Source organism: Luteibacter sp. P1_D3, assembly GCF_056406135.1.
This window is the reverse complement of sequence record NZ_JBFUAT010000043.1, coordinates 1-19005: the sequence shown is the minus strand read 5'-3', so window position 1 is coordinate 19005 and position 19005 is coordinate 1. Positions and strand designations below refer to the sequence as shown.

The 19005-nt window shown below is 59.5% G+C and carries 17 protein-coding genes and 1 pseudogene; 6 read left to right on the top strand and 12 right to left on the bottom strand.

The features are described 5' to 3' along the window. The first annotated feature begins 186 nt into the window (after window positions 1-186). Complete coding sequence (locus AC1DYM_RS20235) at window positions 187-696, top strand: hypothetical protein (RefSeq protein WP_477341423.1); 510 nt, start codon at window positions 187-189, stop codon at window positions 694-696. On the opposite strand, the gene AC1DYM_RS20230 is transcribed toward AC1DYM_RS20235, so the two are convergent. The 3 genes from AC1DYM_RS20230 to AC1DYM_RS20220 all read right to left on the bottom strand — a co-directional run bounded on the left by AC1DYM_RS20230 (window position 654) and on the right by AC1DYM_RS20220 (window position 2833). Beyond that, window positions 654-1088 carry a pyridoxamine 5'-phosphate oxidase family protein gene (locus AC1DYM_RS20230; protein ID WP_477341421.1) on the bottom strand — a complete coding sequence of 145 codons (435 nt, stop codon included), beginning with the start codon at window positions 1086-1088 and terminating at the stop codon, window positions 654-656. The two genes, AC1DYM_RS20235 and AC1DYM_RS20230, sit on opposite strands and share 43 nt — an antisense overlap. Window positions 1089-1449: 361 nt before the next feature. Continuing rightward, window positions 1450-1950, bottom strand: a complete 501-nt coding sequence (locus tag AC1DYM_RS20225; RefSeq protein ID WP_046967454.1) for a YciE/YciF ferroxidase family protein — start codon at window positions 1948-1950, stop codon at window positions 1450-1452. 607 nt (window positions 1951-2557) lie between these two features. Further along, entirely contained in the window at window positions 2558-2833 is a 276-nt protein-coding gene (locus AC1DYM_RS20220; RefSeq protein ID WP_477341419.1) for a hypothetical protein, read from the bottom strand. Between the two features lie 300 nt (window positions 2834-3133). Here AC1DYM_RS20220 and AC1DYM_RS20215 point away from each other — a divergent pair, with 300 nt between their 5' ends. Together AC1DYM_RS20215 and AC1DYM_RS20210 are read left to right on the top strand one after the other, a co-directional pair. After that, window positions 3134-3388, top strand: coding sequence for a hypothetical protein (locus AC1DYM_RS20215; RefSeq protein ID WP_477341417.1), 255 nt, complete (start codon window positions 3134-3136; stop codon window positions 3386-3388). 156 nt (window positions 3389-3544) lie between these two features. Continuing rightward, the gene (locus AC1DYM_RS20210) at window positions 3545-4471 is read left to right on the top strand and encodes a manganese catalase family protein (RefSeq protein WP_477341416.1); all 927 of its coding nucleotides are present in this window, start codon (window positions 3545-3547) and stop codon (window positions 4469-4471) included. Between the two features lie 87 nt (window positions 4472-4558). Here AC1DYM_RS20210 and AC1DYM_RS20205 read toward each other — a convergent pair whose 3' ends face one another. Together AC1DYM_RS20205 and AC1DYM_RS20200 are read right to left on the bottom strand one after the other, a co-directional pair. Further along, the gene (locus tag AC1DYM_RS20205; RefSeq protein ID WP_477341415.1) at window positions 4559-5116 is read right to left on the bottom strand and encodes a carboxymuconolactone decarboxylase family protein; all 558 of its coding nucleotides are present in this window, start codon (window positions 5114-5116) and stop codon (window positions 4559-4561) included. 53 nt (window positions 5117-5169) lie between these two features. Further along, window positions 5170-5565, bottom strand: coding sequence for a hypothetical protein (locus AC1DYM_RS20200; RefSeq protein WP_477341413.1), 396 nt, complete (start codon window positions 5563-5565; stop codon window positions 5170-5172). Between the two features lie 115 nt (window positions 5566-5680). Here AC1DYM_RS20200 and AC1DYM_RS20195 point away from each other — a divergent pair, with 115 nt between their 5' ends. Further along, window positions 5681-6067 carry a hypothetical protein gene (locus AC1DYM_RS20195; RefSeq protein WP_477341411.1) on the top strand — a complete coding sequence of 129 codons (387 nt, stop codon included), beginning with the start codon at window positions 5681-5683 and terminating at the stop codon, window positions 6065-6067. A gap of 677 nt (window positions 6068-6744) precedes the next feature. Here the strand turns inward: AC1DYM_RS20195 and AC1DYM_RS20190 are convergent. Both AC1DYM_RS20190 and AC1DYM_RS20185 read right to left on the bottom strand, forming a co-directional pair. Continuing rightward, window positions 6745-6894, bottom strand: coding sequence for a hypothetical protein (locus AC1DYM_RS20190; RefSeq protein ID WP_477341409.1), 150 nt, complete (start codon window positions 6892-6894; stop codon window positions 6745-6747). A 401-nt stretch (window positions 6895-7295) separates the two neighbouring features. Continuing rightward, on the bottom strand, window positions 7296-12197 hold the full coding sequence (locus tag AC1DYM_RS20185) for an RHS repeat domain-containing protein (protein ID WP_477341407.1): 4902 nt from the start codon (window positions 12195-12197) through the stop codon (window positions 7296-7298). 306 nt (window positions 12198-12503) lie between these two features. On the opposite strand from AC1DYM_RS20185, the gene AC1DYM_RS20180 reads away from it, so the two are divergent. After that, a complete protein-coding gene (locus AC1DYM_RS20180; RefSeq protein WP_477341405.1) occupies window positions 12504-12743 on the top strand; it encodes a hypothetical protein in 240 nt (79 codons plus the stop codon). A 156-nt stretch (window positions 12744-12899) separates the two neighbouring features. Here AC1DYM_RS20180 and AC1DYM_RS20175 read toward each other — a convergent pair whose 3' ends face one another. The 4 genes from AC1DYM_RS20175 to AC1DYM_RS20160 all read right to left on the bottom strand — a co-directional run bounded on the left by AC1DYM_RS20175 (window position 12900) and on the right by AC1DYM_RS20160 (window position 15942). Beyond that, window positions 12900-13262 (bottom strand): helix-turn-helix domain-containing protein, encoded by a 363-nt coding sequence (locus AC1DYM_RS20175; RefSeq protein WP_477341403.1) that lies wholly within the window; start codon window positions 13260-13262, stop codon window positions 12900-12902. Window positions 13263-13506: 244 nt separating this feature from the next. After that, a complete protein-coding gene (locus AC1DYM_RS20170) occupies window positions 13507-14145 on the bottom strand; it encodes a hydrolase (protein ID WP_477341401.1) in 639 nt (212 codons plus the stop codon). Window positions 14146-14237: 92 nt separating this feature from the next. Beyond that, window positions 14238-15272, bottom strand: coding sequence for an LLM class flavin-dependent oxidoreductase (locus tag AC1DYM_RS20165; protein ID WP_477341399.1), 1035 nt, complete (start codon window positions 15270-15272; stop codon window positions 14238-14240). Window positions 15273-15294: 22 nt separating this feature from the next. Beyond that, a complete protein-coding gene (locus AC1DYM_RS20160) occupies window positions 15295-15942 on the bottom strand; it encodes a hydrolase (protein WP_477341397.1) in 648 nt (215 codons plus the stop codon). A gap of 116 nt (window positions 15943-16058) precedes the next feature. Here AC1DYM_RS20160 and AC1DYM_RS20155 point away from each other — a divergent pair, with 116 nt between their 5' ends. Beyond that, entirely contained in the window at window positions 16059-16931 is an 873-nt protein-coding gene (locus AC1DYM_RS20155; RefSeq protein WP_477341395.1) for a LysR family transcriptional regulator, read from the top strand. Window positions 16932-17161: 230 nt separating this feature from the next. Here the strand turns inward: AC1DYM_RS20155 and AC1DYM_RS20150 are convergent. Beyond that, window positions 17162-19005: pseudogene (locus AC1DYM_RS20150) on the bottom strand (Oar protein); the annotation flags it as partial.

Here is a 19005-nt window from a genome sequence, read left to right as displayed (position 1 = left end):
GTGTTCGCTGCCGAATATGCGTTGGTCGTCGGGTTCCCTGGGCATGCGACCCTCGAACCTTACCGCGCCGTCGCCATGCTCCTTGCAAGCGCTCAAAGAAACCCGCCTATTTGCGCTTACAGTGATGATCTGCTGCATGGGCGGTACGGGACTCCACTCCGTCCAGATCAGACAAGGAACCCTGTGATGCACCTGCTCGATAACCTTCTTGCGTCGGCCCTCCTCGCCACCGCCCTTCTTACCAGCGCTCCGCTGCACGCTTTCCCTCAACGTTCGAATGATTCGCCAGTGGAGGCCCTCGTCATCAGTGGCGCCGATGCCGATCTTCGCCAGACTCTCGGGAGCGCCTACCCGGCCTTTGCCCGAAACTTCGCTGAGACCGCGCAACCGGTTGCTCTCAAGGGCGGCGGGTTGTTCCTGGACGGCTGGCGGACAGGTGCCCCACTGGCTCACGCCGCGGCGTTTATCCACTACGCCGACGGTCGAACGTTCGCCGCTTACTTTGACGAAGAACGTGGTGAGACCACCTACTTCGGAGAGGGCCCCATCCATCCGGCTTTGCACATCTGGGCGCGGCGGTTTGGCTCCACTCAGCATGTAACGCCGTCCGCAGTCTCTTCGTCCCTAGCGATTAGCGTGACGTCCGATCTAGCTCACATAACAATTTCGCCGCTTTCCTCACCCTCCCACCAATGAATGCGGCGGGCGACGACGCTGATGAGGACAATACCCGGGGTATCAACGCCCTGTTCGAACCAGCGCTCGAGCCCATCGACCCAGTGTGCTTCGAGCACCGCGCGCTCACGAACAATGTGGGCATCGCCTTCAACGGCCACAAACAGGGGTGGCTTGCCGAGCAATGATTTCGATCCCGAAAACGACAAGGATACTTTGGGGTTGGCCGACGATTGTCGGACCCCGTCACTGTCGTCGAATGCGAAGAACCAGCTCGTGCCGTCGTATTCGACATCGCCGTTGTTGCTCATCGGTCGGCCGGCAATGTCGCCTGAAGGGGTGTGGGTCAGCAGCATCGCAAAGTCGATGCTACCCATCTTTTTCGCGAGATCAGGAAGATTCAGGTCGCTCATAGTCGCTCTCCGGCAGGGGTTGCTGTGACTTTGGTCGCTCCTTGGCGACGGGCACGTAAACGTCGCGTCGTTGGAAAAGCGCCGAGATTATGGATATCCGCCCTGGAAATCCTCGACGGGGTTTCTCTTAGGCTGAGAGCAGGGTGTCCCAACAACCGTCGGGTCGTTCGATCTTTACGACCACGTTCCCTCCGGCTTTTTCGATCATGCGCGCATGGTCCCTAGCAAAAGCAACGGCGGATGCCTTGTCTGGCTGCTCGACCTCCGGGCGGCCAGCCAATCGCACCCGCCAGCGTCCGCGAGTCGTGGCAGGCGGGGCGATATAGATCGTGACGGCAGTCATGGGATCAGCGGGCGTCCGTTATGCGGCCTTCTCGGCGCGGGTCTGGGTCGAGAGGCGTTCGGAAAGCATGGTGAGCTTCTCGTCGGCCGCCTTTTCCTGAGCCAGGGTCTCGACCAGAAGAGGCACGGCCTCTTTGTAGCCAAGCTGTTTTGCCAGGGCGATCAAGGTGCCGTAGGAGGCAATCTCGTAGTGCTCGACCTTGTTTCCGCCGCCGATAAGGGCCGCATCACGAAGCGGGCCTTCCTCGACGCCGTCGATGACTTCCTTGCCCTCCTCCACCAGGCCCTCCATCGCAGCGCACTTGATCCGTTTGAGGCGAATACCGAGCAACTCGACGATCTGGTCGATGCGCTCGACCTGACCCTGCGTTTCCTCGAGATGAGACTCAAAGGCTTCTTTCAAATCAGGCGATGTCGAGGCGCGGGCAAGCTTTGGAAGTGCCTTCGTCAACTGCTTTTCAGCGCTGTAAATGTCGGACAGTTCATGGATGAACAGGTCTTCGATGGTTTTGATTGTCATAGCAGCTGCGCCCCAGGTGGTCTTAGAGCAGCAACCATGGGTGAGCGGGAATCAAGGGCACCCCCAGACCGCGTGAAACGGGTGCTGACGTGGGTGAAATGGCATCTATCGCGAGAAGCGGCCAAGCAAGAGGCCCCAGAACAGCCTTCGGAGGAAAGGCGGCTCATGCCTGTCAAAGGCCGTCCTTATCGGGAATATGTCAGGACCTGGCGCTCCTGGGTCTTCCGGCCCTATCCAGTAGCGGGAGTTGTCGCTGAAGGGCTCCCAGACGATGCATGGCCGACCCATAAAGCAAAACGCGACTCTCACTTCATCGGCGGATAGGACCCTTCCACGGAGTTGAACGTCCGTTACGCCTTTAATCCCCTTAAGGACTTTTGCCACGGATCGTCGAGATACATAGACATTCTCGATTTCGAAAGCACCAGAGCGTGCCACTTCACCCTCGAGTGGATAGGTCCTCACAGCGCAATCTCCGGTGCAGTAGCGCGAGGCGCGCCGTCTAGTCCCGGTTACGGACTTTAGCCCAAGACGTCCGCGCATGCGCATGCACCGTGCACTGCACCTCTATGTGCCGCTCGCACTCGACGGGGGCGACAAACGAGACCTATCCCTGGACCAATCCAAGCAACTCGTTGGCCTGGTCTTCCGAAAGCGCGTTCGCTTCGACGTCGAACAGCACGGCTTTCCCGGTCGACACATTGGCAAACGTAGCCGGGCCGGACGCTGACAAGGGGCCTCTCACTTGATCGAACAAATCCAGGCAGCCCCGCTCCAAGGTACCGAGCGTCAGGCCGCCAAGACATTCGATAAAGCCAAAACGCAAGCCGGGGTGGTACCAGATCACCGTGCCCGTCATGCAGGCATTGGCAGTTTCTGGCATCCATAGAAGGTCACGCCTTGATGCCGCGGTCAAAATACGATGGCTCTCGTCGGGAGATTGTCAGACACATGCATAGTTCGCCTCCGTTGGGACGCCAATTGTGCAGATATTGCCGTAACGGTGCCGGGCGAAAAGAGTTAGCAATCGGTGATCCTGAGGCCCGAGCCTCGGCGCGGAGCGGGTCCTGACGAATGCATGGCGTTTGCTCACCCGCGCTTTACAGGACTGTCCGGACTTTCTGTTCTGCTGGATCGCAAGGTAGCCGGGCTCCCTGCCCGGCACGCATGTGGGAGAGATCACGTGGGCTGGAACGACCATATCGACAACGAACTGATTGAATCGCTCAAGGAGCTGGTAGCGAGCGGCTTCGTATTCGAGGGAGGAGCGCCTTACGATGTCGTGCAGAAGATCATCGCCAGCGGAAAGGCCAGCCTGACGCCGGACGAGGCAACCATCTTCGACGAACAGATTCTCCCGGCTCTGAGGGCGCTTGAGGAGGCCAGAATCGAAGACGACGCGCAACAAGCGCTGGAGCCCCCGCCGACGGGACTGTGACACGAGATCCGGACAGCGCGTCCAACACCGAGCGAACCGCGGCCAACCTCCGGCTGCCAGATTGACAAACGTGGATGGACACTCACGTCAGTTGCTCCTGTCCGACACGGAGATCACTCGATGGTCAGGACTCCAGCCAGCCCAGAGTGCCAGCCCATGTTCAGTCACAACAAACGACTTCAGTACACCGTACGTGTTTCGGAAACCAACCCCGGTCTTGCGAACCTTCTACTCGAGCAGTTCGGCGGGCCGCAGGGCGAGCTGGCGGCCGCGATGCGGTACTTCACCCAGGCCCTGGCCGAAGAGGATATGGGCCGCAAAGACATGCTTCTCGACATTGCAACCGAGGAACTATCCCACCTTGAAGTCATCGGCTCCCTCGTCGCGATGCTCAACCGTGGCGCGAAGGGACGGCTCGCCGAAGCCGTCGATTCGGAGGCTGACCTTTTCCGCTCGCTTCAGGGTGCCGGCAACGATTCGCACGTCACTCAGGTCCTGTTCGGCGGCGGCCCCGCCTTGATCAATTCGGCAGGTGTGCCCTTCTCCGGTGCGTACGTCGATTCCATCGGCGAGCCGACCGCGGACTTGCGTTCGAACATCGCTGCAGAAGCCCGCGCCAAAATCGTCTACGAGCGCCTCATCAACGTGACGGAGGATCCGGGCGTGAAAGATGCTCTGACCTTCCTGATGACGCGTGAAATCGCGCATCAGAAGAGCTTCGAAAAAGCGCTCTACTCGATGGACAAGAGCTTCCCGCCGGGTAAGTTGCCGGGCGACCCGCGCTTTACGAACCTCTACGTGAACACGTCCCCTGGCGAAGGTGACATGTCGGGCCCATGGAACAGCGGGGAACAGTGGCAGGTGCTGGTCCCATCCGATGAGAACACGCCTCTGGATGGGGGCGACGGCACGGCCTCCGTGGTCCTCGCGAGCGACGACGACGCAACCGTCGAGGCCTTCGCGGCCCGAGGCGCTTCCGACCCGTCGCGTGATCCTGTGACCGGTGCGGACCTTGGTGAACTGAGCCAGGATCCGGGTGGCGCAGACGCCATCAAAGGCAAGAAAGGTTCGAAGAGCAAGTAACTGGCGTCGGCCCCTCTACAAAAAAGGAGCCCCGTATGCCTGCGGGGCTCCTTATTCGTGTCAGGAAGCTTTGTCGTCAGACCTATGTCAGGCAGCCTGCTCCGACTTACGCGGCAGCGCGGGTGCAGCCGGGAAGTCGACAGGAACCTGGGTCACCGCGTGCAGGTAGTTCGTGATCGTCTTGTCGCCGATCGTCACGATGGCATCGACAAGGTTCCCCTTGTCCCACCCGGCGGCGAAGAAGGCCTCGAGCAGCGCCTCATCGATCTTGCCACGACGGATCGCGATGCGACGCGTGAGCCGGGCAAGAGCGTCGAGCTTCGGATCGAAGCTCGCCGTGCCACCACGGATTTCGATGACCTGTTCGTCGGTGAATCCCGTCATCTTGCCGATCACGGAATGTGCAGCCAGGCAGTACTCGCATTCGTTCACCTGGCTCACCACCAGATTGATTACCTCGCGCGCCTTGCCCGAGATGCTGCTCTGGGCATTCTGCAACGTCAGGTAGCTGCCGAGGGCGTACTCGGAGTGAGCGAGCGTGGCGTAGAGGTTGGGGACTTTGCCAAGGCCCTTCTGCAACTGGTCGAACATGGCCTGGTTGGTCGGGGACACTTCTTCACGGGTCGGGACGTTGATGCGGGACATGGAATGCTCCTGAGTGATTTGGGACGGGATGTCGACGTGGTTTGAGGGGTGAGTCACTGCGCGGTGTAGCCACCTTGCGCAACCCGTGGGGTCACAACATGCATCCCACACACAGCATTCATTCCCACGACGCAACCGTAGAGGTCGACCTCAAGACGGTCGCTGAGAATGGCCACATCCAGGCCTTTGATCGCGGCGCGAGACCAGTCGACCACAGCCCAGTATTCGAAGAGGCCGATAGGCGTCACGCGCCGCCACCTGACGAGATCCGTACAGGTGATCGGGAGCTTGACGCGCTTCTCAACAGCCTGGGTAACCCAGACGAAACGACCACAGCGCTCCGAAACCTCGCATCTACACCAGATGGACACGAATTCAGAGCTCTCGGGCAGGAGCAGTATGCAGAACAACAGATTGCACAAGAAAATATGCGCCAAATGGCCGCGCAAGAATCGTGTCTCCCTGCCCAGCACGGTCCAGTCATGTGCAGATGAGCGACGCGCAAGATTGCTTCGTCGGTGGATGTTGACAGTTCTCGTAGTCGCTTCTTGGACGATCTCTCCTGTGACCGCGCATAGTCAAACGTCCGCAGCGATCATCGACCTATTACCCACTGACATCTTCGAATCACGCGCCCCGGCCAAGTTGAGTGACTATGTTGACGAACAAGCCTCCATGCACCGAGCGCTCGCAACGTACCTGAACGGCAAGTACGAAGTCATCGACTACCGTCTACATCTGTCCGGATCATTCGGCAGGGTGATCAAGAGTTGCTTGTACGACTTCTTTGTCGATGAGCTGCATGCGAAGAAGATCTCAAGCCGGTGGCCGGACGGCCTATCGTCCGTGACAATCTGGAAGTCCCGCCGCCAATACATCGCCATCGTCGTTTCAGAGATGATTCCGGGTGATAAGGCGATCTACGGGTACTTCGCTCTTCGGAAGCGTTAGCGCTTAGCGACATACACCTTCGCCGTCACGTCAGTTCGCCGCCTCAAAACCGCCATCTGCGCCGCATAGCTTGCATAGCTACCGACAACGCATGCCTGTTCAGGGGACTCAACGGTCGGACGACATCGCCATGCCGCAGCGTGACGCCATTGAAAGGAGAACACTATGTTGGATCAGCATCGACGCGGTCGCCGTCAGAGAGCGCGGCCGTGGGCACCATCGGCCTGCCTGTTCATCAGCCTGGCGTGTGCCACGTCAGTACACGCAGCACCGCACTTTGTCACTTTCGTGAACGACTCTGACCGGACGGTGACGTCCATCGAAGCTTCGCCCGCGGGGACGCGCCGTTGGCACGCCCTTGATCTTGGTGGCCCGCTGATCGGCGGTAGAAGTGGTGAGGCCGACGTCCGCTTCGACAGCGTGGAACCATGCAAGGAAGATCTCTCAGTCACGTATCGCGGGATGGCTCCACTGACGATCACGGGATTCGATATCTGCCGCACGGAGCGTGTTTACCTGGGGAAGGTTCTCGCAAAAGCCAAGCGATCCGCCGCCAAGTGATCCGGCCGCCCGATGTACCCCAGCCTTGAATAGCGACCCGGCGTCGAGTCCCATGCCCCGCGAAAGGGCTCTGGACTCGACGACAGGTCGCTGAGGGACTCTATCGACGTCGCGGATCAATCCAGCTTGAGCCCCACCTTGCTCACTAGAGCCAGGTCTTGAGAGCTTGCGATCTCTCGCTTGCTGTTCCAGTTCTTGATCTTCAACGACGTCAGTGTGCCGCCCGGATCGATCTCGTACTCGTATTCCACCACTGGCTTACTCATGTCGACGCGACTTGAGCAACCTGTGTTAGTAAGCGAAGAGCACGTAGCGGAGCCGTGCCATCCACCGTTCGGAAGACGGGTAACTACGATTCTCGGGCCATCCAGATATTCTGCGTGAGCAGCCTCGGTCTTCGGAACAACGAGGACCAGGTAGGCGATGGAACGGCACTTGAATGCGCGGGACGAGCAGTTTCCGACAGACCCCGAGACCTGCGGCATGTCGTTAGCCGGGCTACGTACGCTGTCTGTAGCCGTGCCTATCACAAACGTTTTCTTCTCGATACCGATGAAGTAACCCTGTCGCGTATCGACATACTTTATGGGCGAACGAAGATCATCGACCGAATGAATGGGCAAGCAACACAGCGCGCTGCCGGCAGCCAGAGCGAGCGCCATCACATTCACTGGATGGGCCCCAGGAACGAACTTGCTGCGTCGTCGTAGGATTGTTGATGATCATCTTGATTGACGCCCATCTGAATGTCCCCGCTTATGCCCAGAGCCTGGGACTCTTCCCGGCTGTCATGGATACCCTCATGTAACAACTCCATCTTCTGCGTCCGTTCGCTATTCCCATAAATGGAGAGAGCCGGCTGTATCCCGAGCTTTTCCACCGTGGTAGTGCTGCCTGACGTGGCCATCGCCCCCTCGTCGGACGGATCGACATTCATCTCCCGCTTCGCCAGATTCTTGGCAATTGATGTGCCGGTTATGGTGAACGCGTAAGTCTTGCTGCCGCTTTCAAACGATATATTGGCTGATTTTCCTGAACTGGCAGCCGAGTTCACCGCATCTGTGAGCGATTTCTCGAGGCCTGCATAGGTCTTGTGATCGTCTTCCGTTGCTTTTCTGGTCACCGCCCTACCCTTCACGTGATCGACGACGTGATCGATCTGGCATGAATAATTGCCGTCCGAGCCACGCTGGCAGGTCTTTCCCGTCGGATCAACGTTGATGATGGGATTATTGCCTGCGTAATCGTAGCGGTTAAAGCTGAACAGGCTACCCGGACTGGGCGCGACCGGATCCTCACTCAGGAACCTGCCCACGCCAGGGTCGTAATAACGCGCCTGCATGTACACCAGGTCGACATCGCCGTCGTTCACGTGGCCTGCGTATCCGGGGCCGGCCAGAGGCGTACCGAGGGCGCTCGCGCCGTAGGGGCGATAGTCATTGGACGAGCGCAAGTTACCGACCGCGTCCGTGGTGGCCAGCACCGATCCTTGCAGGTTCGTGTAGTAGTAAGAAATTCCACCCGCTGCGGCCGGACGGTGAGCCGCGATGAGCTTTCCGGCGAGATAGATGTAGTCGGAACGGTTGCCCGTCGCCGCATCGAAGTCCCACATCAGCTGCCCGTTGCTGTTATAGGCGTAGTACGTCGTGCCGGCCGGGGTCACCTTCTTCACGCGACGACCAGCGGCGTCGTAGGTGTAGGCGCCCTTACCGTCGATCGACGTCAGGCGGTTCGCCAGATCGAAGTTGAAGACCTCCGTGTCTTTGGCAGCGGTATTGCCGCGAGCGTCGTACCGGAAGGTGTGCTGTGGAACTCCGTTGATGCTGATCGAGCTCAGCAGATTGAATGCATCGTAGTTATACGTATTCACGCCAGAGCTGTTTGTCACGCTCCGAATGTTGTTCAGAGTGTCGTACGTGTACGACTCGGTTCCCCAGAGATTGTTCGCCGTCGCGGCGACAAGACGGTTCATACCGTCGTACGCCATGGATCGGGTGCGCTGATTGTTAGTCGCGATATCGGTCAGCTGGGTGATGTTACCGTTGGCGTCATAGGTGACGTTCTCGGAAAGGACGGGCGTCGTCCCCACTTGCCTGAAAGAGAAATTGCCGAAGGTATCGCGAAGGTTCTTGGTACCCACGTAGCTCGCACCGCTACCCATCTGATAGAACTGGATCGTCCCGTCCTTGAACAGCGACAGCGCCGATACATAGCTTCCTATGATGGTCGGACGGCCAAGCGCATCCGGATTGTAGGGAACGAACTCGCCATCAGGATACGTCGTCGAGTTCTGGATACCGTTGACATCGTAGCCGTAGCCCAACGTCCAGTTGTGGCCATCGATGGAGAGGGTCTCGCTCGTGAGCAGGCCCCTCTTGTTGCGACCGAAGGTCCAACCCGTTGCCCCCGACGTATTGGTCGCCACGTTGCCCAGTGCGTCGTAGGTGAAGGTACTCGGCAAGGTCCCGGTCGGATAGACGACMGAGGTGAGACGGTTCATGGCGTCGTAGGCGCGCACGGTCTTGGCGCCCGGCACCACCTGGTCCTGCCCGCACCCCGTGTCGTTGAACGACGCACCGGAAACGCTCCAGGCCACATTGTCGGCATTGTCGTACGCGACGATGCTGCTGCCCGATTCCGGCTCCCATGTGCGACACAGGCGGTGCTGGCTGTCGTAGGTGAGTTTCTTGCTAATGAACTGCCCGGCACCGTCCTGGGTGATGATCACGGGGTTACCGTAAGTGTCGCGGAGAATGCCTTGATCGATGCTTTCAGGGGACTGGACGTGGACGACCTTGTCATAGACCGGCTCGTCGAACATCTGGAAGGTGTTCGTCGTGATATTGCCTTTCGCATCCTGCACCTGGGTGCGGCCGCCACTGAGATACGTTGTCGATGTGATCAAGTCGCCGATCTCGGAGGTATGCCGCGTGCCGGTCGGACGACCCAGCGCATCGCGAAGCGTGGCCAGACCATTACCCATGTTCACCGGGAACGGAGCACCCGTGTACCAGTAAGACTGGAACGACTGATTTCCGCGCCAGTCGTAGTCCGTGCGCATGCTGTAGTAGATGCTGTTGTCGGCCGGATGGGAGTCGTGGATGATCGGCCGCAGCATCGCATCGTAATAAAGCTGGTCGACGGTATTGCCCTGGGTGGCCGTTCTCCGCCAGTGCACGCCACCGATGTTGCGGTCAGCCGCGGGCATGAGCTCGTAGACGATGTGCTGCGCATTCCAGTTGACCGAGTCGCCACCCGGATAGACGACGGTGGAAAGACGGCCTATCGCGTCATAGCCGTAGCTGGTGACGTCACCCTTCTGGTTGGCGATCGCGTCGATCTGGCCGAGATCGTCGACCGTAAGTGATTCTCCCGTGCCGTCCGGATAGAGGATGGTCCGGGGAATGCCGCGATAGTAGTTCTGCAGGGACGTCGTATGGCCGTTGCCATCGGTAAAGCTTGCCAGCTGCCCCTGCGGATTGGAGGTGTAGCTCATCACCTTGTTCCCGAAACGATAGCGTTCGAGCAAAGTAAAGTCGTTTGGGTCGTAGACGTCCTGACTAACCGTTTCCCCCGCGGTAAGGTTCTCACTCGTCGTGGGAAGCCCGATCATCCAGTGCGGGAAATCGTTCAGGTACGAGGTCCTCTCCTGGACGAGGCTCCCGAGGTTGTTGACGCGCTCCACCGTCGTCGGCTGAGCCATGGCATCGAAGGCAAGCGCGTTCCACTCGAGCTGATCGCCATTCTGGAACAGATCGCGGGTGACCATCGGAATGTGTTCACCGATCTGCGCCTGGTTGACCCGCCCTTGCGGTGCGAACCCCCAGGGGTGTGCATAGGGTGCGGCGCGTGCATCCTTGGTCGTATCCGGGTTCACGTAACCGTACGCGATGTTTCTCCGAAGAGCGGTGACATCGGCGTCACCGTCGAATATTTCCTCACCGAGAAGGAGGCTCTCACTGTAGTCGTAGCGATTACTGAAGGTGCTTCGCTCGGCATGGCCATCCGGATAGATCACCTTCGTCCAGACCGTCGAGGGGCAGCCCGCAGCGCAATTCTGGATCCAGCTCTCGAACGACGGCGAGTACGCATAGCTCCAGGTTTGCGTACCGATGCCCGTGCCACTCAACTGACGCTGGACAATGGACATGTTGTACCAGGCGTTCGGCGTGGTCGCGAACGTTCCCGGAAGGGTCGGCGTATTCGGCTGGTTCGGGCCGCCGGCGAAGCAATCGCGTGGAACGTACGACCGTCCCCGCTTGATCGCCATCACGGTGAACGAACCGCTAAGGCCCGAAGGGTGCGTCATTCGGCCCGTATACGTGTTACTCAGGCCGCCCGGGGTCCCCAATGCGTCGCAGGTGCCGTGCGCCGACTGCATATTGACCCACGCGCTGTTCAGCGCGCTCATATCAAACGACCACGTCGATCCGTCCGGCTGGACAATCGATGTCAGCTGAAACAGAAGACCCACCTTTGTGTATCCGTAGGTCCATGTTCGGGAACCGGCTGCATTACCCGTGACAGTGACCGTCGATATCCGTGGCGTGCCGGCTTGATAAGCGATGGACACGTGGCGACCGTCGCTACCGTCGATAGCAACGACCTGGTCGCCGCTGTAGGTATACGTGATGAAGTTGCCAAAACGGTCCTGCACCCGATCGACCAGCATCCGGCCTTCGCGGCGCACAAGTAGATCGTCGGACGACACGGCGGGCGAAAGGACCGCATCGCTACGTGCAGCGAAGCCCAAGGGGGAAGAGAAGAGCGGCCGGTGGATCGTGGGCATATACCGGTAGGTGAGGTACCCCAGCCAATAGCGGGTGCCGTCTGGCGCAATGGCCATGAAGCTCTGCGTCGCCGGATCGGTGGCCGCGTGCTGCACGCAGCCGACGGTCCAGTTTTTCGTGGTGACGATGGGAAAGTCCGGATAGCTCACCTGATAGAACGTCGCGCTGGGCGACGCCGTGTTCTGCGCGGAGCGATGCAGGAGGTCCTGGCTTCCCTGCCCCGGAATACGCAGCTGGTAACCCTGCCACCAGGCGTCGGGCTCCCAATCCGTGCGGGCGGAATCGCCCGCAGGTGCTGCGACGCTGGGCGGGGGGCTGAATCCGGTGCACACGTCTTTCTGATTGACCGCGCCCTCTACCAGCCAGCCCTGCACGTTGTTCTGGTTCGCCGTGGTGGTGACGATCTCCGGCAGGTCGATATCCCAATCCCCAAACGCGCGGTTCTGCAGATCGGGACGGTCGTCAAAGGTGTGCAGCGTGAACTCGCGGCCGATCGTGATGGTCGGCCCCGTACCCGGGACAGAGACGTCGACCTGCTCGAATGACAGGCTACCGTCGTAGAGGCTGATGCGCTCACCGAAAGGATTTTCTCCCAGTGGCTGGATGTCGTCGTTGACCTTGATGAGCTTCTTGTACTCATCTTCGGGGGTTGCCACCGTCTGCGCGTATGCCACCGATATCGGTAACAGGAGCGCTGCGGCGATCGCGACACGACGGAACGAAAAACCGCTACGGAGTTTCGAGCGAACGGCGTTCGCTCCCTGAACGTTGACGATCATTCCCTGCCCCTGGCTATCGAAAAGGTAACCCGCGGCGGCGAATCTATTCGCTTGTCGGATCGGCCGTCAATGGGCTCAACACGACATCTATATATTTGTTTTTACTTGCTTTTATCATGCAACCTTATAGTCTTCAGGTAGCACTCACTGGGTTTACCTGCCACTGGGGCAATTTGTCCCAATGTATGGATATTGTTTGTCGATAGTATGGCGTTGCGCCTGGAGCACCATTCCCGCACGGCGCGCCGTTGGAGGAAGCTCCGCACGATAGACAGTGAAAAGCCATAGCCTTGGAAACACAGAAAAATGGATTGGGTCCCCATCGTCTTTATTATCTTCAAGGTTCTCGTATTCGGGACCGGCATGTTCCTGGCCATCAAGTGGCATTACGATCAGAAGAAGAAGGGGAAGCCGACTGAGAAGCGCGAGGTGTGGCGCGTGGTCGGCAAGGTAGCTCTGGTGATTGTAATTTTCGGGATACTTCTCACGGGTCTGCTGTTCTTTACCTTCGCCCTTGGCAGGAAACTTGGCTTGGATTTGAGTTAGCGATGATGGTGTTGAGCCTTCCTGCGCGGGAAGACAGTTTGCGAAGCGAGCCGCCAACCTCGAACGGCTGATGCTCGTAGAGTTCACCCAACGCGGGAACTCTGACGTTCGAGTCAGACGGCTTCGTGCAGTTCGAATAGCGATCGCTAAAGCGTTTCAAGCGGAAATAGACGGCACGCGTGACCGCTCCCGCCTGCGCCATTGGGCGGGCGTCGCATCAAAGGCCAGACGAAAACGAGGCGTGAAATGCGCTTGATCGGCGAGCCCGCAGCGGATAGCGATGTCACTGAGTGAATCGTCTGTCGCAAGCATCAGTTCGCGTGCGCGCTCAAGCCGACGCGCCAAGACGTAGGCATGTGGCGAGCTGCCAAAGCTTGCTTTGAATGCACGGAAGAAATAAGACTGGCTGTAGCCTACCGACGAAGCCAGCTCGGCAATGGCGAGTCGGCGTCCGATGTGTGCGTCAATGAAACGTAACAAGCGTTCACGCGCCCAAGGAGGAAGGCGGCGTTCGTTCACGGTTCTGGGAGCGCTATGCATTCAATACCTGGCAGGAGGTCTTTGCGTGGGTGCAGATGTGCTCCGTTCTGCGCAGACTCTGTTATGAGTTCTGCCCTTACTCATCTGGCAACAGCGGCGAACGCGTTTTCGTACGTATGTGGGTGCGGACGAACGCCGACGCGGCGGTCGATCCCCGCCGGAAAATCTACCGGACCGATGTGGTCGAGCGGGTCCTGGAGTGGTTACCGCTCGACGGTGCTTATCAAGCGCTAGCCGCAGCGGCCTTCTCGGGGTTGAAGCCGTCGAATGACTCAAACACATCCATAAAGCCAGGAACGGTGGCTTCGCGTGCCCAATCGCGCTGGAGTTCGCAGTACATCTGAACGCGGCTGATGAGCTTCGCGCCCGCCTGCTCCATGCGGCGCAGCGCTGTTTCATGGGCAGCAAGGGACGTGCCACCCACCGCATCAACCGGCACATAGACCTCGTAGCCCGCACGAATGGCATCGAGCGCGGGGAAAGTCAGACAGGCTTCGGTCCAAAGCGCCGTCATGATGAGCTTGCGGCGACCAAGCGCCTCGACTGCATCCTTGAATCCAGTGTCTTCCCAGCTGTTGATCGAAGTCCGGTCATACGTCGGCAAATGGCCGATCACCTCCTGCAGTTCTTTGATCGGCGGCTTATTCCTGCCGCTGGCGACGTTGACGGTGGAGTGAATGATCGGCAGGTTGTAGTTAATCGCGGCTTTGGCAACGCTGGTGATGTTGAAGACCAGTTCTTCGCGCGGCATGGAGCGAATCGACGACACCTGGACCGGCTGATAATCGATGATAATCAGCGCGGCGTTTTCGGGAGTGAGCAGTTGATCGGTCTTGGGCTGACGAATCGCTTCGCTTGTCATTTTAGGGATGCTCCGGTTGGTTATGGTGAGTTGAATTCAGTTCAAGCCAGCGATTTCATGGAGCGACGATCGCAGCAAGTCGCTCGCTTGGCTTATGGCCTTTTCGCCCGGATGATGGGTGCGACTTCCGTGCCGAGAAGTTGGATCGAGCGCTTCATCGCTGCTGTCTCAAGCGAAGCGGTACTCATCTGAAAAGTCATGCGCGATACGCCACCGAGAACGTCACTCGCGGAAAGCATCTTGGCTGCGACCGTCGCGGGGCTGCCGACCAGAAACGCCCCTCCTGGCCCCGCCATGTCATCAAACTGCTCGCGCGTCGGCGCGGACCAGCCACGTTCGCGACCCACCTTCGCCGTCAGATGCGCCCAGCCCGGATAGAATGCGTCGCGCGCCTCGATGTCCGTCTCGCCAACGAACCCCATCGCATGAACGCCCACCGTGAGCTTCTCCGGGGCATGACCGGCACGCGATCCGGCCTCTCGGTAGAGATCGACGAGCGGACGAAAGCGATCGAAGCCGCCGCCGATGATCGCGACCATAAGCGGTAGGCCGAGCGCTCCCGCGCGGGCGAAGGATTGCGGCGTACCGCCAACACCGACCCACAGTGGCAACCTTGCCTGGTGCGGACGCGGGTAGACACCCTCCCCCTTTAACTCTGGGCGGAAACGGCCCTTCCAGTTCAGATGGGTGGCCTCGCCCAACTTGAGGAACAGATCGAGCTTCTCGGCAAACAGATCATCGTAAGCGCGCGTGTCCAGACCGAAGAGCGGAAAGGCCTCGCCGAACGATCCGCGGCCGACCACGAGTTCAGCGCGGCCTTTGGAAATCAGGTCGACCGTCGCGAATTCCTGGAACAAGCGAACCGGATCGGCAGCACTCAGCACGGTCACGGCACTGGTCAACCTGATCCGTTCGGTGCGGGCCGCCGCAGCGGCAAGGATGATGGTGGGTGCGGAATCGAGGAATTCAGCCTGGTGATGCTCGCCGATACCGAACACATCGAGACCGGCCTGGTCAGCCAACTCCACTTCCTCGAGAAGGTCGACCATTCGCCCGGTCGCAGACGGAAGTTTGCCCGTCTTCGGGTCGGGGAGAATGGCGGCGAAACTATCGATGCCAATTTCCATGGAAGTCACTTACCCGTCTGCGTCAGGCTGCGGTGGGCGCCGGCGTATTGAGGAGCTGCTGCTCCCAGAAGTAGGCAATGCCGCTGCCGGCAGCGTGCTGCGCCATCACTTCCGTCAACGCGCCGGCGGTCTTCTCACGCGCCCAGTCGCGCTGCCATTCCGCTGCCAGCGCGAGCCACGTCATCATGTTCGCGCCTGCACCAATCATGCGCTGGACGGCAACCTCATGCGCTTCGAGGGAAGTGCCGCCCGATGCGTCGGTGATCACCGTGACGTCCCAACCTTCKCCGAGTGCCTGGATGACCGGCATAGCCACGCAGATCTCCGTCCACAGACCGGCGATGACCAGCTGCTTACGGCCCGTTGCCTTCACGGTGTCGACGACCTTCTCGTCTTCCCACGTGTTGATGAAGGTCCGATCAATCACTTCCCCGGGAAAAACGTCGGTGATGTGCGGAAAGATAAGGCCACCGCGCGCGGAAACGACGCTCGTAAGGATCGTCGGAACGCCGAAGACCTTCGCTGTCTTTGCCAGGGCCGTGGAAGCATTCACCACAGCTTGCGGATCGTGGCTATTCAAGTTCGCGAGCTGATACGGCTGGTGATCGATCAGGACGAGAACCGAGTCTTCCGGACGGAGCAGTGAGTCGAGGCCATTGCGAAACTTCATAAGTGATGGTCTTCTTTCGTAACGTGAGCGGGATTGATCGCCGCATGTTGTCACTCTCATTAACGCTAAGGTAGATTGGTTTTCTGCCACGCGGTGTCGCAAAACGGGGAACGCTTGTGGACATTGAAGACATCGAGACATTCGTTGAGGTCGCCAACTCCGGCGGTGTCTCATCCGCTGCTCGCCGGCTAGGCCTGTCGAAATCCATCGTCAGCCGGCGGCTGCTTCGAGTGGAGATTGGTCTTGGCGCGAAGCTTCTGGCCAGAACAACCCGCGGCGCCGTTCTGACTGAAGCCGGAACCACGTTTCGCGACCACGCCGCGCGCGTCGTCGCCGAAATCAACGAAGCACGGGACGCCATTTCTCCGGCCGGGGACCTGCGCGGTCGGCTGCGGATTGCAGCACCGCTCTCGTTCGGACCGAGGCTTTTTGCTCCTGTTCTCGCAGACATGGCGGCTGCGCACCCACTACTGAACATCCACACGTCGTATAGCGACCGCGTGGTCAACCTCGTTGGCGAGGGGTACGACTGCGCCATTCGAATTGGCTACCTACGGGACTCCAGCCTGATCGCGAAGCGCGTCGGACCCATCTTCGCCAAGCTGGTCGCGAGCCCTGAATACGTCAAAGCGAATGGCGCACCCGAGACGCCTGGCGACATCATTGATCACCAGGCACTGATGCAAGGCACGGAGAGCTGGCAGTTCATGGATGGCACGAGAACCATCACCGTGCACCCGCAGGGGCGTCACAAGGCTGACAACGCCAGTGCTCTCGCGGTCGCAGCGGTCTCCGGTCTCGGTCTCGCGTATCTTCCTGACGGCGTGACTGATGAATTTATTGCTTCCGGTGCGCTCGTCCCTGTGATGCGCCGTTATCCGCCGCCGACGGCAGGCATCTATGTCGTCCGCCCCTCCGGCCAGAATGCCTCAGCGAAGATCCAAGCCCTGACTGACAGACTGATCGCCTGTTTCATCGAGCACACATAGGGTCGTCGATCCGTTCCTGAACGGGTCAACGTCATGACCTGATATCCCCTGGAACTGAACCTGCAAGACCCGGGGCTCCGCCCATTCGCCGTTGACGCCAAACCTGCTGCGGCCCATAACCGTGTCAAAGATCGCAGCCCGCGCATACGTTGAGAGGCTTTGATCGTCGAAGCCGCCGGTCGCCTCGACTGCCTGTGCGAGCACTTGCATCCGAGACCCACGGAACGAAATCAGAAGTCGTAGCTCACCGACAATCGTGCATATCGCGGCTGCTGGCGAATGGTCACCGTGCGATACAGCGGATTGGTGAGCTGCGGACTTAGCTCGCTGTAGGGAGAGAGCTGGAGTGGGCGCTGCTCGTTGAGGAGATTGAAGATATTGGCGCTGAAGCTGAGTTTGTGCTCGGAAAATGCCGGGCTGTAGGTCATGCCCACATCAAGCTGCCGAGTCCAGGGCAACCGGCCCTGCTTGCCAGGTGGGGATGGCTCGCCATTGCAGAAGTGGTACAGACTGCCATACGACAAAGGGTCGGTGCCTTCGGCGCCATAAAACCCAAGACAATGCCTTGGGCTCCCGGAAATAATCGCCAGATTGGCCGACACCAGCCACTGCGCGTTGACCTGGTAGTACCCGTACAGCTTTATCTGGTGCGTGTGGTCATTGTTCTGCGGACCGTTGGCATACTGCATGATGGACGCGCCATCCCAGTCGTAACTGGTGGACGCATTCGCCTGGCTCACATCGGAGCGGAGCTGCCCTTCCGTATTGCCGTAGCTCCGCGAAAAGACGTAATCGAATTTCGCGTACCACAACCCATCGAACGGATGCTCGAGGAGGGTTTCCAGACTGTAGTACTGCCGCTTTAACTTCGGAAATCCGAGATCAGCGTTGCTCATGGGCACCCGCACGTAGTCACCGTTGGCGTCGACCAGTGTGAACGTATTCTCGCGCCCCGGGTTAATCAAAAAGCAGCTGTTGTTCGTGGATGCGTCGTAGCCCAGCGATGCGGCTTTCGCGAGCACCGCATCACGGTCGCAGTAGTCATCGATGGCGTTTCGCAGGCTGCGATACATCAACTTCGCGCCGTAAACCCAGGACGGGCCGGCGCTCTTGGTGAAGCCAAGGATGTATTCGTCCTGCTTCTCGGCCGTGAGCCCCTTGGCCGTCGTCATCCTCGGATCCGGTTGCTGACCGTAGAGGTTCAGCCCCGAAACGGGGCCGGACATCGCGGTCAAACCGGTCGGTGTTCCGTCGCCTGCGATACCGCTGTACGTGTAGTACTGCACAGTGTTCGTCGTTGCCGCCGCGGAGTTGAGCGCGGGGTTGAGCGGGAGGCCCAGGTAGTAGCGGCCTGCGTTGCCGTATACCTTGAAGCTGGCATCTCCGGACACATCCCAACTGGCCCCCAGGCGCGGCGCCCATTGCGGCTTTGTCTGCGTGATGTAGGCCTGACCGGCCGAGTCGTCATTAGTGAACTGATCGTTGCGCAGGCCGATTTGCAGCAAGACGTGTTCACTGATTTGCCACTTGTCTTCAATATACTGAGCCCGCTGCGCAGAGCGCACCGTAGCTATCTGGCGATACGTGTTTTTTTGCACGAAGTAGCCGTCTTCGCCATTCGGGAAGTCGCCCGTCGCACCCACGCCAAGATCTGAATTGATCGGCACGTTCGGGAGCGACTGGCTGTATGACCAGGTGTAACCTGGCCCGGATGATTCACTGCCCTGGTTGGCCGCCTTCGCCGTGAGGTTGTCGATCCCCACGCTGATGGTGTGGTCACCGAGGGCGTACGCGAGGTCGAGGCGCGTGTTGGTAGTGAAGTTGCCACGACGGGGGTCACTCAACCCGTCTGTTGTCTGGTTATTTCCAATAGGAACGCCACCATTCAACGCCGGATTCTGGTTCACATCACCGTCGATATACGTGAGACTACCATCGTAGTTAGCGGGCGCCTGGTAGGCCTTCGTATGCATCTTGCCGTACTCAGCCGTAAGGGTCAGTGCGTCGGTAATGTAACTGGTGAACTTGCCACTCCAAAGGTCACCCCCGTTCTTCTGGCGGTCGGCATCATTGA

What these genes read in the sequence shown, in the direction of transcription:
- AC1DYM_RS20235 (WP_477341423.1), top strand. Translation starts at nt 187, where the DNA reads ATGCACCTGCTCGATAACCTTCTTGCGTCGGCCCTCCTCGCCACCGCC.
- AC1DYM_RS20230 (WP_477341421.1), bottom strand. Translation starts at nt 1,088, where the DNA reads ATGAGCGACCTGAATCTTCCTGATCTCGCGAAAAAGATGGGTAGCATC.
- AC1DYM_RS20225 (WP_046967454.1), bottom strand. Translation starts at nt 1,950, where the DNA reads ATGACAATCAAAACCATCGAAGACCTGTTCATCCATGAACTGTCCGAC.
- AC1DYM_RS20220 (WP_477341419.1), bottom strand. Translation starts at nt 2,833, where the DNA reads ATGCCAGAAACTGCCAATGCCTGCATGACGGGCACGGTGATCTGGTAC.
- AC1DYM_RS20210 (WP_477341416.1), top strand. Translation starts at nt 3,545, where the DNA reads ATGTTCAGTCACAACAAACGACTTCAGTACACCGTACGTGTTTCGGAA.
- AC1DYM_RS20205 (WP_477341415.1), bottom strand. Translation starts at nt 5,116, where the DNA reads ATGTCCCGCATCAACGTCCCGACCCGTGAAGAAGTGTCCCCGACCAAC.
- AC1DYM_RS20190 (WP_477341409.1), bottom strand. Translation starts at nt 6,894, where the DNA reads ATGAGTAAGCCAGTGGTGGAATACGAGTACGAGATCGATCCGGGCGGC.
- AC1DYM_RS20180 (WP_477341405.1), top strand. Translation starts at nt 12,504, where the DNA reads ATGGATTGGGTCCCCATCGTCTTTATTATCTTCAAGGTTCTCGTATTC.
- AC1DYM_RS20170 (WP_477341401.1), bottom strand. Translation starts at nt 14,145, where the DNA reads ATGACAAGCGAAGCGATTCGTCAGCCCAAGACCGATCAACTGCTCACT.
- AC1DYM_RS20165 (WP_477341399.1), bottom strand. Translation starts at nt 15,272, where the DNA reads ATGGAAATTGGCATCGATAGTTTCGCCGCCATTCTCCCCGACCCGAAG.